General features: G+C 72.1%; 15 protein-coding genes. 11 read left to right on the forward strand and 4 right to left on the reverse strand.

The genetic code is table 11. The features are described 5' to 3' along the window. The first annotated feature begins 64 nt into the window (after positions 1-64). From ACNTMW_RS01820 to ACNTMW_RS01830, 3 genes are all read left to right on the forward strand, one after another. A complete protein-coding gene (locus ACNTMW_RS01820; protein ID WP_426631520.1) occupies positions 65-2,230 on the forward strand; it encodes an amylo-alpha-1,6-glucosidase in 2,166 nt (721 codons plus the stop codon). A gap of 108 nt (positions 2,231-2,338) precedes the next feature. Then, positions 2,339-3,214, forward strand: a complete 876-nt coding sequence (locus ACNTMW_RS01825; protein ID WP_426631521.1) for an MEDS domain-containing protein — start codon at positions 2,339-2,341, stop codon at positions 3,212-3,214. Continuing rightward, a complete protein-coding gene (locus tag ACNTMW_RS01830) occupies positions 3,201-3,683 on the forward strand; it encodes an ATP-binding protein (protein ID WP_426631727.1) in 483 nt (160 codons plus the stop codon). The genes ACNTMW_RS01825 and ACNTMW_RS01830 overlap by 14 nt, the downstream gene beginning before the upstream one ends. A gap of 14 nt (positions 3,684-3,697) precedes the next feature. Here the strand turns inward: ACNTMW_RS01830 and ACNTMW_RS01835 are convergent, their stop codons facing one another. Next, positions 3,698-4,519, reverse strand: coding sequence for an ArsR/SmtB family transcription factor (locus ACNTMW_RS01835; RefSeq protein ID WP_426631522.1), 822 nt, complete (start codon positions 4,517-4,519; stop codon positions 3,698-3,700). Positions 4,520-4,739: 220 nt separating this feature from the next. Between ACNTMW_RS01835 and ACNTMW_RS01840 the strand changes: the two genes are divergently transcribed. Beyond that, positions 4,740-4,937 carry a hypothetical protein gene (locus ACNTMW_RS01840; protein WP_426631523.1) on the forward strand — a complete coding sequence of 66 codons (198 nt, stop codon included), beginning with the start codon at positions 4,740-4,742 and terminating at the stop codon, positions 4,935-4,937. On the opposite strand, the gene ACNTMW_RS01845 is transcribed toward ACNTMW_RS01840, so the two are convergent. After that, positions 4,928-5,860 carry a cation diffusion facilitator family transporter gene (locus ACNTMW_RS01845; RefSeq protein ID WP_426631524.1) on the reverse strand — a complete coding sequence of 311 codons (933 nt, stop codon included), beginning with the start codon at positions 5,858-5,860 and terminating at the stop codon, positions 4,928-4,930. The genes ACNTMW_RS01840 and ACNTMW_RS01845 overlap by 10 nt on opposite strands. Positions 5,861-6,053: 193 nt before the next feature. Between ACNTMW_RS01845 and ACNTMW_RS01850 the strand changes: the two genes are divergently transcribed. The 4 genes from ACNTMW_RS01850 (at position 6,054) to ACNTMW_RS01865 (ending at position 9,697) form a co-directional block, all read left to right on the forward strand. After that, positions 6,054-6,764 (forward strand): zf-HC2 domain-containing protein, encoded by a 711-nt coding sequence (locus tag ACNTMW_RS01850; RefSeq protein ID WP_426631525.1) that lies wholly within the window; start codon positions 6,054-6,056, stop codon positions 6,762-6,764. 368 nt (positions 6,765-7,132) lie between these two features. Then, complete coding sequence (locus ACNTMW_RS01855; RefSeq protein WP_426631526.1) at positions 7,133-7,723, forward strand: hypothetical protein; 591 nt, start codon at positions 7,133-7,135, stop codon at positions 7,721-7,723. Continuing rightward, the gene (locus ACNTMW_RS01860; protein WP_426631527.1) at positions 7,708-8,304 is read left to right on the forward strand and encodes a copper resistance CopC family protein; all 597 of its coding nucleotides are present in this window, start codon (positions 7,708-7,710) and stop codon (positions 8,302-8,304) included. The genes ACNTMW_RS01855 and ACNTMW_RS01860 overlap by 16 nt, the downstream gene beginning before the upstream one ends. Positions 8,305-8,470: 166 nt before the next feature. Further along, positions 8,471-9,697 (forward strand): glycosyltransferase 87 family protein, encoded by a 1,227-nt coding sequence (locus ACNTMW_RS01865; RefSeq protein ID WP_426631528.1) that lies wholly within the window; start codon positions 8,471-8,473, stop codon positions 9,695-9,697. Between the two features lie 194 nt (positions 9,698-9,891). On the opposite strand, the gene ACNTMW_RS01870 is transcribed toward ACNTMW_RS01865, so the two are convergent. Next, entirely contained in the window at positions 9,892-10,530 is a 639-nt protein-coding gene (locus tag ACNTMW_RS01870; protein ID WP_426631530.1) for a LysE/ArgO family amino acid transporter, read from the reverse strand. A gap of 72 nt (positions 10,531-10,602) precedes the next feature. Between ACNTMW_RS01870 and ACNTMW_RS01875 the strand changes: the two genes are divergently transcribed. From ACNTMW_RS01875 to ACNTMW_RS01885, 3 genes are all read left to right on the forward strand, one after another. After that, positions 10,603-11,544 carry a LysR family transcriptional regulator ArgP gene (locus ACNTMW_RS01875; protein ID WP_426631531.1) on the forward strand — a complete coding sequence of 314 codons (942 nt, stop codon included), beginning with the start codon at positions 10,603-10,605 and terminating at the stop codon, positions 11,542-11,544. A 211-nt stretch (positions 11,545-11,755) separates the two neighbouring features. Then, on the forward strand, positions 11,756-12,346 hold the full coding sequence (locus ACNTMW_RS01880) for a GNAT family N-acetyltransferase (protein WP_426631532.1): 591 nt from the start codon (positions 11,756-11,758) through the stop codon (positions 12,344-12,346). 270 nt (positions 12,347-12,616) lie between these two features. Beyond that, positions 12,617-13,366 carry a phosphotransferase enzyme family protein gene (locus ACNTMW_RS01885; protein ID WP_426631533.1) on the forward strand — a complete coding sequence of 250 codons (750 nt, stop codon included), beginning with the start codon at positions 12,617-12,619 and terminating at the stop codon, positions 13,364-13,366. A 96-nt stretch (positions 13,367-13,462) separates the two neighbouring features. On the opposite strand, the gene ACNTMW_RS01890 is transcribed toward ACNTMW_RS01885, so the two are convergent. Next, the gene (locus ACNTMW_RS01890) at positions 13,463-14,023 is read right to left on the reverse strand and encodes a hypothetical protein (RefSeq protein ID WP_426631534.1); all 561 of its coding nucleotides are present in this window, start codon (positions 14,021-14,023) and stop codon (positions 13,463-13,465) included. Positions 14,024-14,132: the final 109 nt, after the last annotated feature.

Raw genomic sequence — 14,132 nt, forward strand, 5'->3', positions numbered from 1 at the left:
TGAGGACGGGTCACGACTTCCTCTGTCACCGTTCCCGTAGGTGTGAGACGGAAAGGGTTAGGCCATGACCACCCAGACAGCGGAGAAGCGTCGGGCGACCCCTGCGAACCCGTACCCCGGTGCGGCCGACGAGACGAACCTGCTGGAGTCCGAACTGCGCGCGCTGCCACCGGAGCTGGGCTGCGGCGCGCTGGCGGTGCTCGATGGCCGGACGTTCATGTACTCCGACGCGGTGGGAGACGTACCGAAGGGCTCGGTGGGTGGGCTGGTGCACGCCGACACCCGCTACCTCGACGAGTGGGTGCTCACCGTCAACGGCGCCCGACTGCTGGAACTGCGCTCCGGCCTCGGTGAGCACTTCCAGGCGACGTTCTACCTGACCAACCCGGATCTGCCGGACCTACCGGCCAACGCGATCGGGGTGCGCCGCCGGCGGGTGGTCGGGCGCGGCATCGGCGAGCGGATCGAGGTGACCAACTACGCCGACCGCACACTGCGGTTGCGGGTGCGGCTGACGGCCGGCAGCGACTTCGCCGACCTGTTCGAGATCAAGCATCGGGTACAGGACCGGTCGGACAAGATCAGCCGGGATCACGCGCCGGACGGTTCGCGGCTCTCACTGGTCTACCGCAACGACGGATTCGAGGCCAGTACCGAGGTGCGGGCGGCACCGCCGGCCACGGTCATCGACGGCAACGCCCTGGTGTGGGACCTGGAGCTGTCGGTGGGCGACCGGTGGCAGTGCGACCTGCAACTGCCGCTGCCGACCGCCGACACCGAGATCGCCCCGCCGCAGCGCCGGCCGGATCACGTGGCGCACATGTCCCTCGATCCGGTGATCGAGTGGCGCACCAGTCTGGCCCGCTTCGAAAGCGACTCCCACGAGTTCGAGCAGAGCCTCAACCGGACCGTCTGCGACCTGGCGGCACTACGCATCATGATGCGGGTCGGCACCGAGGACGTCATGCTGCCCGCCGCCGGGCTGCCCTGGTTCCTCACCCTGTTCGGCCGCGACACCCTCATCACCGCCTACCAGACCCTGTGCATGGGTCCGGCGCTGGCCGAGGGCGCCCTGATCGCGCTCGCCGCGTACCAGGGCACCGAGTGCAACGACTTCCGCGACGAGGAGCCGGGCAAGATCCTGCACGAGGTCCGCACCGGCGAGCTGACCCAGTTGGGGCTGCGCCCGCACAACCCGTACTACGGCACCGCCGACGCCACCCCGCTGTGGCTGATCCTGCTGTCGGAGTACTGGCGCTGGACCGACGACGACGACCTGGTCCGGACATTCCGCGACAACGTCATGGCGGCGCTGAACTGGATCGACCAGTACGGCGACCGGGACGGCGACGGGTACGTCGAGTACCAGACCCGCTCCCCGGAAGGCCTGGGCAACCAGTGCTGGCGCGACTCGTGGGACGGGGTGCTGTACTCCGACGGCGGCATGCCGCCGCTGCCGATCGCCACCTGCGAGATCCAGGGCTACGTCTACGACGCTAAGATGCGCGTCGCCGACCTCGCCGACGGGCCGTTGCGGGATCCCGCGCTCGCCGCCCGGCTGCGCGACGAAGCCGCCCGGCTGAAAGCGCGGTTCAACACCGACTTCTGGATCGACGCCCGGGGCGGCTACTACGCCCTCGGCCTCGACGGCGACAAACGCCCCATCGACTCCATGACCTCCGACATGGGCCACCTGCTGTGGTCGGGCATCGTCCCCGACGACCGCGCCGGCACGATCGTCGGGCAGCTCATGTCCGACCAGCTGTTCTCCGGCTGGGGTGTGCGCACCCTGGCCACGACCGACATCCCGTACAACCCGATCGGCTACCACCGCGGCACGGTCTGGCCGCACGACAACTCGCTCATCGTCGCCGGGATGGCCCGCTACGGCTACCGCGACGAGGCCAACCGCCTGTCCATGGGGCTCACCGACGCGGCGTCGTTCTCCGAGCACCGGCTGCCCGAGGCGTTCGCCGGGTACCCGCGCGGCGAGACCGGCTTCCCGGTCGAGTACCCGACCGCCTGCAACCCGCAGGCCTGGGCGGCCTGCACACCCCTGCTGATCAAGCGCGCGATGCTCGGGCTGGAGCCGCACGCCGGCCGGCTCACCATCGACCCCGACCTGCCCGAGGCCGTCGGCCGGGTGAAGGTGGCCGGGATCAAGGCGTTCGGCACCCGCTGGGACATCGAGGCGATCGGCCGCCGAGGGTACGTCCGGCTGGCTCGCTGACCACCGGCGGGGGCGCCGGCCGGACGCGCCGGTGGGCGGCCGTACCGGCGGCGCGTGGCGCGTGCTCTACCGTGGGCTGACCTTCGAACACGAACAGGTGGCCCGGTGATGGCGGACACGACGGTACTGGACGAGGTGGGCGCGGGCGACCACGCGTGCCTGACCTTCTCCGACACGGAGGAGCGACTGGACCTGCTCGCCGGGTTCGTACGCGACGGGTTGCGCACCGGGCAGAAGGTCGTGTGCTGGACCGACTCGATCGAACCGGAGGCGCTCGTCGACGAGCTCGCGGCCCGGTCGGTGCGTCCCGGCTCGGCACTGCGGCGGGGGCAGCTACGGGTCGCGGCGGCCGGGCAGTCCCTGCTGGCCAGCCGGGCCGGCGCGGCGGGCATGGTCCAGGCACTGGCCGGAGAGTTGGAGCGGGCCGGCCGGGAGGGCTTCCCCGGGCTGCGGGTGACCGCCGACATGGGCTGGGCCACCCGGCCCACGGCGACGGCCGATGACCTGGTCGGGTTCGAGACGAAGGTGGCCGACCTGTTCGCCGACGGGCGGCTGTGCCTGATCTGCCAGTACGACCGGGACCGCTTCGACGCGGTCACCCTCGCCTTCGCCGCCAGGACCCACCCCACGACCGTCGCCGCACCGGTCTACCACGAGCATCCGCTGCTGCGGGTCTGCCGCCAGTACAGCCCGCCCGGCGTCCGCATCGCCGGGGAGCTGGACTACCGCCACCGCGACATCCTCGAGCAGGCCCTCGCCGAGTCCCGCCGGCTGGACCGGCACATGCACCTCAACCTGACCGGGCTGGACTTCATCGACGCGGCCTGCGCCGCGGTGATCGTGTCGACCGCCGTGGCGCTACCGGCGTCCCGGCGGATGACCGTGACCTGCCGGCGGCTGGTGGGCACGATGCTGGACCTGGTCGGCGCGGTTGGCGCACCGCGCCTCCGGGTACGACGGGCGCGTGAGCATGACCAGCCCTGACGTTCCGGTCAGCGACCAGGAGCACCGGCCACTGGTCGAGGCGCCAGCGGTGGTCGGGGTGGATCAGCCCTTCGACGCCGACGGGCTGTACGCGCTGCGGGCCACCCTGGCCGCGCACGCCGTCCGGCTCGGGCTGACCGAGGAGACGGCCGAGCATCTGCTCATCGTGGCCAGCGAGCTGGCCACCAACGCGATCCGGCACGGCGGCGGCGCCGGGCGGCTGCGGCTGTGGCGCACCGCGTCCACGCTGTACTGCCAGGTCAGCGACCATGGCCCGGGCATCGCCGACCCGAACGCCGGCGGCACGCCGCCGGCCCGGCCGGACAACGGCGGCCACGGGCTGTGGATCTGCCGGCGGCTCTGCGACGACCTCACGATCGCCGGCGCCGGCGGTGACGACCACGGCGCGATCGTCACCGCCGTCCTCCGCCTCACCGACCGCCCCGCGCCACCCGGTGACGGGGACTGAGCCGGCGCGGCCGCCTACCGGCTCGACACCTCGTCGCGGGTCGCCTCCGCGCCGTCCGGCAGGGGCTCGCCGGTCTCCAGCAACGTCTTCAGGCTCGACACCAACGCCGGCCAGCCCTGGCCGACCATCTCCCGCACGATGCTGCCCGGGTCGAAGTCGTCGTGGATGACCGTCAGCTTGACCAGCGGACCGTGCGGTTCGATGTCGAAGGTCACCTTCGACCGGCGCTCCGTCGACGCGGCGCGCAGGAACTCCGCGTCGAAACCGTGGGCGTCGGCGAACTCCCGGGTGAAGGTGTGCCACGTGTACGCGAGTCGCCGGTACGGCTCGGCCTCGAGGACGACCTGGTCCGGGTCGGCCGTGGCGACCCCACCCTCCTGCCAGGTCATGGTCGACCCCTCGGCCCAGTCCGTGTCGAAGGTCACTCCCCAGTACCGGCTGGTGAAGGCCGGGTCGGTCAACGCCTGCCAGAGCCGCTCCGGCGTGGTGTGGATGTACGTCGTGTAGACGAAAGCGGTGTCACTCATCCGTGGGGCCTCCAGTGCCGCCTTGAGGTCCGCGAGCGCCCGGACGCGTTCGCGGTGGTACCGGCTGATCCATCGGTCGGCGATGGCGTTGATGGGCTCCGCGTTGAGGTAGTGCAGCTTCTCCCGACCGCGCCAGACCGTGGTCACGAGGTTGGCCGCTTCCAGCGCGGCCAGATGCTTGCTGACCGACTGCCGTGCCATGCCCAGCCCGGCGGACAACTCTCGCAGACTCTGGCCGTTACGGCTGTTCAGCCTGTCGAGCAGTTCACGCCGGCTCGCATCGGCCAGCGCTTTGAACACCTCGTCCATCCGTTGCCATCCGTCCAAATATGCAGCCGCCCGGCTGCCTAAAGTTACGCAGCCGGGCGGCTGCATGTCAACACCCGGCGGTCGTCCGCCGGCACTGGCGGCCCGCTGGCCGTCCACCGTCCGCCGGGTGCGGCGGTGGGCTCAGCGATCGGACAGAGCCCGGACAGCCCCACCCACGACGCTCCTCGTGTCACGCCGATTCCGACACCGGGAGGTCACCGTGCACCCCATCCTCATGTCCGACCTGATCCGCGCCGAGCAGGCCGCGCTGGTACGCACGGCCGAACGCCGCCGGCTCGCCGCCGCCCTCCGGCGGGCCCGCCGCACCGCGGCACCGAGCCCGTCCGGCTCACCCGTTGACCCCGCACCGGCCGTCACCGGTCACCGGATGGCCGGACGTCGACCCCTTCACACGTGACCGGGATGTTCGTGGCCGGCGTGGCTGGCGGGTTCGAGCTGGAAGGTGGAGTGCTCGACGTCGAAGTGCCCGGCGATGCAGTTCTGGAGCGCGTCGAGCAGTTGCGGGGCGTGCCCGTCGAGGAAGCAACTGTCGTCGACCACGACGTGCGCGGTGAGGATCGGCAGTCCCGAGGTGATCGTGTAGACGTGCAGATCGTGCATGCCGTGGACGTGGTCGAGCGCGAGAACGTGCGCACGGATCTCGCCGAGATCGATCTCCGCCGGGACGGCCTCGAGCAGGACGTTGGCGGCACTGTGCAGCAGTCGCAGGGCACGGGGCACGATGACGAGCCCGATGACGATCGACACGATGGCGTCCGCACGGGTGAAGCCGGTGTCCGCGATGACCGCGGCGGCGACGAGGACGCCGACGGAGGTGGCGGCGTCGGTGGCGACCTCCAGGAACGCGCCGCGCATGTTGAGACTGGCGTCGCGGACCCGGTACAGCAGCGCGACACCGGCCACGTTGCCGATCAGACCGATCATGGCGAACAACGCCATGCCGCCCGGCTGGACCTCGGCCGGCCGGAACAGCCGCCCCGCGCCTTCGATCAGCACGTAGACACCCATACCGGCGAGGACGAGCCCGTTGACCGCGGCGGCGAGGATCTCCACCCGGGCCCAGCCGAAGGTGCGGCGGCCGGTGGCCGGGCGGGCCGCCAGGAGCGCGGCACCCAGGGCCAGCGCGACGCCGCCCGCGTCGGCGAGGACGTGGCCGGCGTCGGCCAGCAGCGCCAGGCTGCCGGACACGACCGCGCCCACCACCTCCAGCACGAAGATGACGGCGGAGATCACCAGTACGCCGGCCAGAACCGAGCGGTGCCGACCCGTGGCGGTGACAGCGCCGTGGTGGTGTCCGTGGTGTCCGTGCCCGGCACCCATGGAATCCACCCCCTCCCGCGGTCGCTGGTCTGTACCGCCCGGATCGTCCGGGTCGCCCCGCCCTCGGGCGCACCGTCACGCGCGCCCCCGCTATCCGGAGCGGTTACATGCAGAAATTCTTATATGAGCATAGTACCGGGCCCTCGCGCCCCGGCCAGGGAACTCTTCCACCCACCGGTACGACTATCCGACCATGAACTCCGCTCCGCTCAGCTGTGATCATGCACGGACATCGTTGTCCGCCCGCCTCGACGGGGAGCCCATCGGCGTGGCCGTCGAGGAGCTACAGGCCCACCTGCACGGCTGTGCCGCATGCCGGGACTGGCTGGCCCGAGCCGAGCAGGTGACCCGGCTGGTGCGCATCCAACCGGCCCGGGTACCCGATCTCACCGAAACGATCGTGTCCGCCGTCGCCGCCGACCGCGCCCGCCGCGCCTCCCCGCCGGCGGTCAGGCCACTCGCCACCGGAACCGCGACGCACACCGGCGGAGTCGCGAGCCCCCGACGGTCGGCGCTGCGCAGACTGGTCCAGGTGCTCCTCGCATACCTGGCCGCGATGCAGCTCGGGCTCGCCGTACCGTCGATCCTCGGAGCCGGCTACGACGTGCACACGACACGGGAGCTGGGCTGCTTCGACAGCGCGGTCGCGATCGGGTTCCTGTTCGTCGCGTTCCGCCCGTCGATCGCCCGCGCGTACGCCCCCGTCGCGATCGCGCTGGCCACGCTGCTGACCGTCGTCGGCAGCTGGGACGTGCTCCAGAGCCGAGTCAGTCCCGCCCACGAGCTGTTCGGGCACTCGAGCGCCATGGTCGAGGCCGGGCTGTTGTGGGCGCTCAGCAGGCTCGGCGACGCCCGGCCGGCCGAGGTCGCGACCGCCCCCGCCGACGCGCCGGCCTCGGCGTGATGCCGGCAGGCCGATCGGCGGTCGGCGGTTCCCGCCCTCGTCAAGATCCGTCGCAGGCAGCCCGGTACGGCTGGTCTGTACCATTTGACCCGGCCACGGCATCACGGAGCGTGACATCGGCACGACCACCCGCCTCGGCCACCGAATCGTGCACCCGCACCACGACGTCAGCTCGCCGGTCGGCACCGAACCCTGGCGGCCGCGAACCGTGATGTACGGCACGCCGGGCGACCGCCACCGGCCGGAACCGGCGCGCCTCGGGTGGCGACTACCTGATTCGAACATGTCTGTCTTGTGGAGGGTCGATGCGGGAGCGTGCCATGCGCCGGGTCCGAGTACGTCACACCGGAGGGCCGGGATCCGGCCGAGTGGGCGTCGCCGCCTCCGTCGCCGGACTGCTGGCGGTGGCGGCACTGGCCGGTGGATGCGGCGGTGACCCGGCCGGCACCGCGGCACACGGGCCTACCGACGGCGCTTCCCCGGCCACGGCGCCAGGGGCGGCGATGCCGTCCGGGATGACGATGCCGTCCGGGATGCCGATGAGCGACCCGTCGGCCACACCGGCGGACCGGATCGACGGCGCCAAGAAGTCCACCTTCACACTGCTCGACACCCGACCACCGGGCACCGACGCGGCCGCCGGCACCGCTTGGCTGGCCCAGAACGACCAGGGGACGACGGTCACGATCACGATGACCGGGCTCAGGCCCGGCCAGGCGTACATGGCCCACCTGCACGCCCAGTCCTGTGCGCGCGACAACGGCGGCCCGCACTTCAGGTTCGACCCGGCCGGCCCGGCGACGCCACCCAACGAGATACACCTGGGCCTCACCGCCGACGCGACGGGTGCCGCCACGGCCACGGTCCGCAACGACCGCAAGGTCGGCGACGGCGCCCGCGCGGTCGTCGTACACCCCATGGACGCGATGGACAACCGACTGGCATGCGCCGACTTCTGATCCTCCTGCCGCTGATCGCGGTACTGGTGGCCGTACCGGCGCCAGCGTCCGCGCACAGCGCGCTGGTCAGCGCCTCCCCCGGCCCCGGCGACAAGGTCGCTCCCGGCGTACGGGTCATGGGCCTGACGTTCGCCCCGCTCCGCGGCGTGGGACCACACCGGGTCAGCGTGTCCGGCCCCGACGACAAGCCGGTCGCCACCGGAGAGCCGTTGCTGGTGGACCGGACGACCCTCTGCTTCTCCGTCGCGCAGCTGCAGCGGCCCGGGGTGTACGCGGTGTCGTACTCGACGGTGTCGGACGACGGCGACCCGCAGCAGAGCAGGTTCTACTTCCAGGTCGTCCCCGACGGGCACCCGGTCGCCGATCCGGCCGGGTGCCAGGGCCGCCCGCTGCCGCCACCCACGACAGCGGGTACGGCGGCGGCCCAGGCGCCGCGCCGGGCCGTCGGTACCCCGATCCTGGCCGCGATCCTCGGCACCGGACTGGCGATCAAGGCCGGTATCACGATCGCGCTGATCCGGGCGATGCGGCGCAACCGCCGGCGTTCCGCCGGAACGCCATCCGGCAGCGGTACCGCCTGACGACGCGTCGGCGGCGCATTCCGGGAGCAGGACGCCGAGCGCGCCGGCCGGCCGTACCTTCGCGGCCGACCGGCCACTACCGGGTGGCACACCGCCGTGAGTATCATGCCTGTCGATATATTTCGCCTGACTCCACGAGAAACGGGGCAAAGTGGACGACAGTGGCGTGAGCGTCGACGTGCACCGCCACAGTCGGCCCGGCCTCGTTCTCGCCTGGCTGCCGGCGACCGCCCTCGCGGCGGCGATGGTCCTCGCGGCCCTGTTCCGCCAGCCCCCGGATCGCCTGGCCGATCTGTATGTCTACCGGGGCGCCGTGTCCGGCCTGCTGGACGGACAGAGTCTGTACGACTTCATGACGAGCAACGATGCGCCGTTCACCTATCCCCCGTTCGCCGGCCTGATCCTCCTGCCGCTGGCAGGCCTTCCGGAATGGCAGGCGGGGATCGCCTGGACGGTGGCGAGCGTCGCTGTCGGCTTCGGTATCGCCGCCCTCGTCGCCCGCGTCGCGCGCCCGGCGATGCCGCGAGCCTGGCGGCGATGGTTACCCGCGGGTCTTGCCGCGGCCCTGTTCGCGTCCTCACCGGTGTCCAGCAACCTGCGGTTCGGGCAGGTCAGTATCGTCCTCGCGGTCCTCGTTCTGATCGACATGATCGGACCGCGGCCGAGCCGGTGGCGTGGCGTACTGACCGGGCTGGCCGCGGCGGTGAAACTGACACCGTTGATCTTCATCCCGCTGCTCTGGCTGGCCGGCAGGCGCCGGGCGGCGGTCACCGCGTCGATCACCTTCGCGGCCGCGGCCGCCTTGGCGTGGGCGATCCTGCCCGACGACTCGGCCCGGTTCTGGGGCACCGAAGTCTGGCGGGTCAGCCGGCTGGGCCACATCGCGACGGGCGGGAACCAGTCGGTCAACGGCGCCCTGCTGCGGTTCGGTCTCGACGATGAGACCAGGTTCGCGCTGACGGCGGCCGCCTCGGTGGTCGTCGGCGCCCTCGCGCTGTGGCGCGGGGCGGTAGCCGGGCGGTCCGGCGACTGGCTGTCCGCCGTCGTCGTGGTCGGCGCGGCGAGCGTGGTGATCTCCCCCGTCTCATGGACCCATCACCAGATCTGGCTCGTACTGGCAGCCGTCCTACCGGTACGCGGCAGCACGATCGTTCGCCTGGCCTGGCCGCTGGTCGCGCTCGGAGTGATGATCTTCCCGGTCACGTCACTCGGCTCCCTGCCAGGCCCGGCCGGCGACCTTCTGGAGAACCTCCGACTGCTGCTCGCGATGGTGATCGCCGGCGCGCTCCCGCTGGACCGGCGGCTACCGCGGTCGGCCACGGACGACGCGGCGGGGATGCTCGCACCTGGGTCACCGGCCACGCCTCACCCGATGCCCGCCGCGCAGGCGTGAGAGCTTCCGTTCGACGGGGCTCGCCTCGACGCGACGGTCCGGCGGCACCCGACGCGGCCGGTCGTCGGACAGCGAGTTGACCGGGGCGCCGCCGAGCGGCGCAACGGGCGCGGGATACGGCTCACCATCAGCATCGTGGTGGCCCACCCGTTCGCCGCGGCCGACACGACAACCACGGGCGGCAGCCGTGCGGGTTAGGCGCCGACCAGCATCGACACCCCCAGGACGGCCATGACGACGGCGATCAGGCTGTCGAGCACCCGCCAGGCCCGGGGGCGGGCGAAGAGCGGACGCAGCAGCGCCGCACCCCAACCGAGCGCCCCGAACCACAGGGTGCTGGCCACGGCCGCTCCCACCGCGAACCACCAACGTTGCGCGCCGTGGCTGCCGGCGATCGAACCGAGCAGGACGACGGTGTCCAGATAGACGTGCGGGTTGAGCCAGGTCAGCGCCAGCGTGGTGCCGAGGACCGTGGCCAGGCCCACGGAGGGGGACGGGCCGGCGGGTCGCTCGGCGGGTTGGAGGGCCGCGTCGCCGGCCGGTCTCCACGCCCGGCGGGCGGCGAGCGCGCCGTAACCGAGCAGGAACACGCCCCCGGCGAGCCGGACCCCGGTCACCGCCCACGGGGCGCCGGTGAGCGCGACACCGGCACCGGCCACACCGGCCGCGATGAGGACGACGTCGGACAGTGTGCACACCGCCACCACGGGCAGGACGTACTCGCCGCGCAGCCCCTGCCGTAGGACGAAGGCGTTCTGGGCGCCGATCGCCACGATGAGGGAGAGCCCGAGCCCGAGTCCGGACAGGGCCGCGAGCACGGCAGGAGAGATCATGTAGCCACGGTAGAGCCCTCGCTCACCTATCTTCCAGCTAATGATTCTGCATTTGCATTAGCGTTGCTGTTCGTGCAGTTCAATCTCGACCAGCTCCGCGCGCTCGGCGCCACGGTCTCCGAGGGCACCCTGGAGGCCGCGGCGAGGGCGCTGAACGTGACACCGTCGGCGGTCAGCCAGCGGCTGCGGGCGCTGGAGTCCGCCACCGGCCAGGTCCTGCTCGTGCGCAGCAAGCCGGTACGGGTCGCGCCGGCCGGCGAGGTCGTGCTACGGCTGGCCCGGCAGGTGGACGTCCTGGTCGCGGACACCGCCCGGGAACTGGGCGCGGACGGGGCGGCGGGTACCGGCGCCGCCACCGGTGGTCAACCGCCGACCCTGCCGGTGGCGGTGAACGCCGACTCCCTGGCCACCTGGGTGCTACCCGCCCTGGCGCCGCTCGCCGACAGCCTCTGCCTGGACCTCTACCGCGAGGACCAGACCCGCACCAGCGCCCTGCTGCGCGACGGTACCGTCATCGCCGCGGTCACCGCGGACGCCGACCCCGTGCCCGGGTGCCGCGCGACCCGACTGGGAGCCATGCGGTACCGGCCGATGGCCGCACCCGCCGTACGCGAGCGCTGGTTCCCTGACGGCGTCACGGCGGCCGCCCTGGCCCGTGCCCCGGTCGTCGTCTTCGACCGCGCCGACGAGTTGCAGCACCGGTATCTGCGGATGCGTACCCGCCGCGGCACCCGGATCGACCCGCCGGTGCACCACGTACCGTCGTCGGCGGACTTCCTCACCGCGGTACTGCTCGGCATGGGCTGGGGGATGCTGCCCGACCTGCAGTCCGAGCCGCTCGTACGGTCGGGCGCCCTGGTGGAACTGGAGCCGCGCGGACACATCGACGTCGTCCTGTACTGGCAGCAGTGGAAGCTCCGCTCACCGTCGCTCGACCGACTCTCGGCGGCGGTCCTGGCCGCCGGCCGGGAGCGCCTCGACCAGTCGGTCGGCGTCCCGCGCCGGCGCCGCTGATCGACGAGCGGCTCACCTGGCCGCAACTGCTCGGCATGGCGGTGGCGGTCGGCGCCACGACCGCGGGCCAACTTCAGGCCGGACGGTCAGCGAGAGCTGTCACGGACGGACAGCCCCCCACGGCGGTCACGGACGGACGACCGGCGACGGCGGCCACGAACGGACGACCAGGGACGGATACGGTGTTGACGCCGGCAGCAGGGGACCAGGCATGATCATTGTCGTGCCGAGTGAGATCTCCTTTGCCGACAAGCCGACGCTGGCCGGTGATCTGGTCGTCCTCCGCCCGGTAGGCGTCGAGGACGCGCCGGGCCTGGCCGGACTGGACGCCGAGGCCCTGCGGCTCACCGGCAGTCACCGGACGTACCGCCTCGAGGAGCTGGAGCGCTGGTACGCGTCCCGAGCCGAGCACGCCGACCGCCTGGATCTCGCGATAGTCGAGCGGGCCACCGGTGCGTGGGCCGGCGAGATCGTGCTGATGGACCTCGACGTCCACAACCGGTCCTGCGGATTCCGGATCCTCCTGGCCGGGGCCGCCTTCTTCGGCCGGGGACTGGGCACCGAGGCGACCAGGCTGGTGTTGGCGCACGCCTTCGACACCGTCGGCCTGCACCGGATCGACCTGGAGGTGTACGCGTTCAACCCGCGGGCCCGGCACGTCTACGAGAAGGTCGGATTCGTTCACGAGGGCACCAAGCGGCAGGCCCTGCACTGGGACGGCGCCTGGATCGACGCGCACATCATGGCGATCCTCGCCGACGACTGGGCCGAGCACCACGGCCATCCCCGGCCCGCGCGGTAGCCCTGACCGCGCGACGGTGGTCTCGTACCGGGCGGCCACCACGGCGACGGGCAGTCGCGGGTGGACCGGGCCGCGATGAGCATCGCCCGGAACGTGGCGCACCGGGTTCACTGCAGGTCATGGCGTGCTCGGCAAACCGCTGGGTAGTGCGGGCCCGGCCGATCGGTCGGACTCGACGTGACCTCGGTGCCGCCCGCCTGACCGTGGTCGGACCGTACCGGGGAGCCGACCGGTGACCGGGGCGGTGCGTCCACGGGGCACGATGCGGGAATGAGCGACGATGGACAGCCATTGGTCGGCAACGTCACCTCCGGCGTGGTACGCATCGGCGACACCGTCCGCCGCCCGGCCGGGCCGTGGACCGACACGGTCGACGCCCTTCTGGAACACCTCCACGCCGTCGGCTTCACCGCGGCCCCGCGCCCGCTGGGCCGGGACGCGCGGGGCCGGCAGGTGCTGGAGTACGTGCCCGGACAGGTCGGCGAGGAGTCCGGCACGTACCCCGTGGCGGAACTGCGGTCGATCGGGCGGATGCTGGCGGACCTGCACCGGGCGGTGGCCGGCTTCGTGCCCCCGACACCTGCCGTATGGAACCGGGTCATCCCGCCGGACCGGGAGGAACTCGTGTGCCACAACGACGTGGCTCCGTGGAACCTGGTGCGCTCGGACCGGGGATGGGTCCTGATCGACTGGGACGCCGCCGGACCTGGATCCCGGCTCTGGGATCTCGCCTACGCCGCCCAGAGCATGGCGGGACTGCGCCCCGATCGCCCTCCCCGCGAGGCGGCCGTGCGGCTACGGGCCTTCGTCGATGGGTACGGTTTGGACGAGGCGTCACGCCCGGCTCTGGCGACCATGCTCGGCCGCCGCGCCAGGGCGATGTACGACCTGCTGCGCGACGCCGCCGAGCAGCACCGCCAGCCGTGGGCCAGGATCTTCACCGAGGACGGCCCGTACTGGCTCGCCACCGCCGGCTACCTCGACGCACACATGGACCTGTGGACCGCCGCTCTGGAGTGACCACAGCCGCGGCGGGATCCGTAAGAAGCCGCGGGACGCCGACCCTGACCCTGACACGACGGAGGCGTCCCGCGGGGCGCCTCCGTCGTGTCAGGGTCAGGTCAGCCAGGGAAGCCGTCGGACGAGCGCGGTGCCGGCCCACCACTTCCCGAGCCCGAGGGTGTTGCCGGCGCCGACCAGTGCCAGTCCGACCAGGATCGCCGCGTTGATGAGGTGGTCGTCCAGGAACGGGTTGTTCTCCGGGGGAAGCACGACCGTCCACATCATCAGGTACAGCAGCGCACCGGTGGCCGCCGCGACGCGAATGCCGATGCCGGCGGTCAGCGCGATGCCGATACCCAGCAGGCCCAGCATGAACAGGGTGTCGACGAACACGTTGCCGGCGATCGCGTGATAGAAGCCGGCGAACGGGCCCTTCGCCCCGAACTTCAGGAAGCCCTCGGTGGGGTGCCCACCGTTGATCCAGGCCGCCTTCGCCGCCGTTTCGTGGCCGAGCCCGAACAGCTTGTCCAGGAACGCCCACAGGAACGTCCAGCCCAGCGCCAACCGGACGGCCGCGAAGACGCACCGGGTAGCGGTGGCGGTAGCGGTCTCGTGGGTCGCGGTGGCGACAGTTCCCGTACCGGTGACCGGGCGGCCCTGCGCGATCGTGGCCATTGTCCTCACTTCCCTTCGATGTCCGACACTGAAACGATCCCCCGGCGAAGCCGCTGGCCGGCAGGGTCCCAGGAACCGGCTCAACGGGCCGTTGGTCCCGGCCGATGGG

It is taken from the genome of Planosporangium spinosum (genome assembly GCF_049999945.1).
GTDB classification, from domain to species: Bacteria; Actinomycetota; Actinomycetes; order Mycobacteriales; family Micromonosporaceae; genus Planosporangium; species Planosporangium spinosum.

Excerpts from the sequence above, each read along its gene's own strand:
- ACNTMW_RS01830 (WP_426631727.1), top strand. The coding sequence starts at position 3,201 with ATGACCAGCCCTGACGTTCCGGTCAGCGACCAGGAGCACCGGCCACTG.
- ACNTMW_RS01880 (WP_426631532.1), top strand. The coding sequence starts at position 11,756 with ATGATCATTGTCGTGCCGAGTGAGATCTCCTTTGCCGACAAGCCGACG.
- ACNTMW_RS01870 (WP_426631530.1), bottom strand. The coding sequence starts at position 10,530 with ATGATCTCTCCTGCCGTGCTCGCGGCCCTGTCCGGACTCGGGCTCGGG.
- ACNTMW_RS01885 (WP_426631533.1), top strand. The coding sequence starts at position 12,617 with ATGAGCGACGATGGACAGCCATTGGTCGGCAACGTCACCTCCGGCGTG.
- ACNTMW_RS01825 (WP_426631521.1), top strand. The coding sequence starts at position 2,339 with ATGGCGGACACGACGGTACTGGACGAGGTGGGCGCGGGCGACCACGCG.
- ACNTMW_RS01835 (WP_426631522.1), bottom strand. The coding sequence starts at position 4,519 with ATGGACGAGGTGTTCAAAGCGCTGGCCGATGCGAGCCGGCGTGAACTG.
- ACNTMW_RS01820 (WP_426631520.1), top strand. The coding sequence starts at position 65 with ATGACCACCCAGACAGCGGAGAAGCGTCGGGCGACCCCTGCGAACCCG.
- ACNTMW_RS01860 (WP_426631527.1), top strand. The coding sequence starts at position 7,708 with ATGCGCCGACTTCTGATCCTCCTGCCGCTGATCGCGGTACTGGTGGCC.
- ACNTMW_RS01850 (WP_426631525.1), top strand. The coding sequence starts at position 6,054 with ATGAACTCCGCTCCGCTCAGCTGTGATCATGCACGGACATCGTTGTCC.
- ACNTMW_RS01845 (WP_426631524.1), bottom strand. The coding sequence starts at position 5,860 with ATGGGTGCCGGGCACGGACACCACGGACACCACCACGGCGCTGTCACC.
- ACNTMW_RS01890 (WP_426631534.1), bottom strand. The coding sequence starts at position 14,023 with ATGGCCACGATCGCGCAGGGCCGCCCGGTCACCGGTACGGGAACTGTC.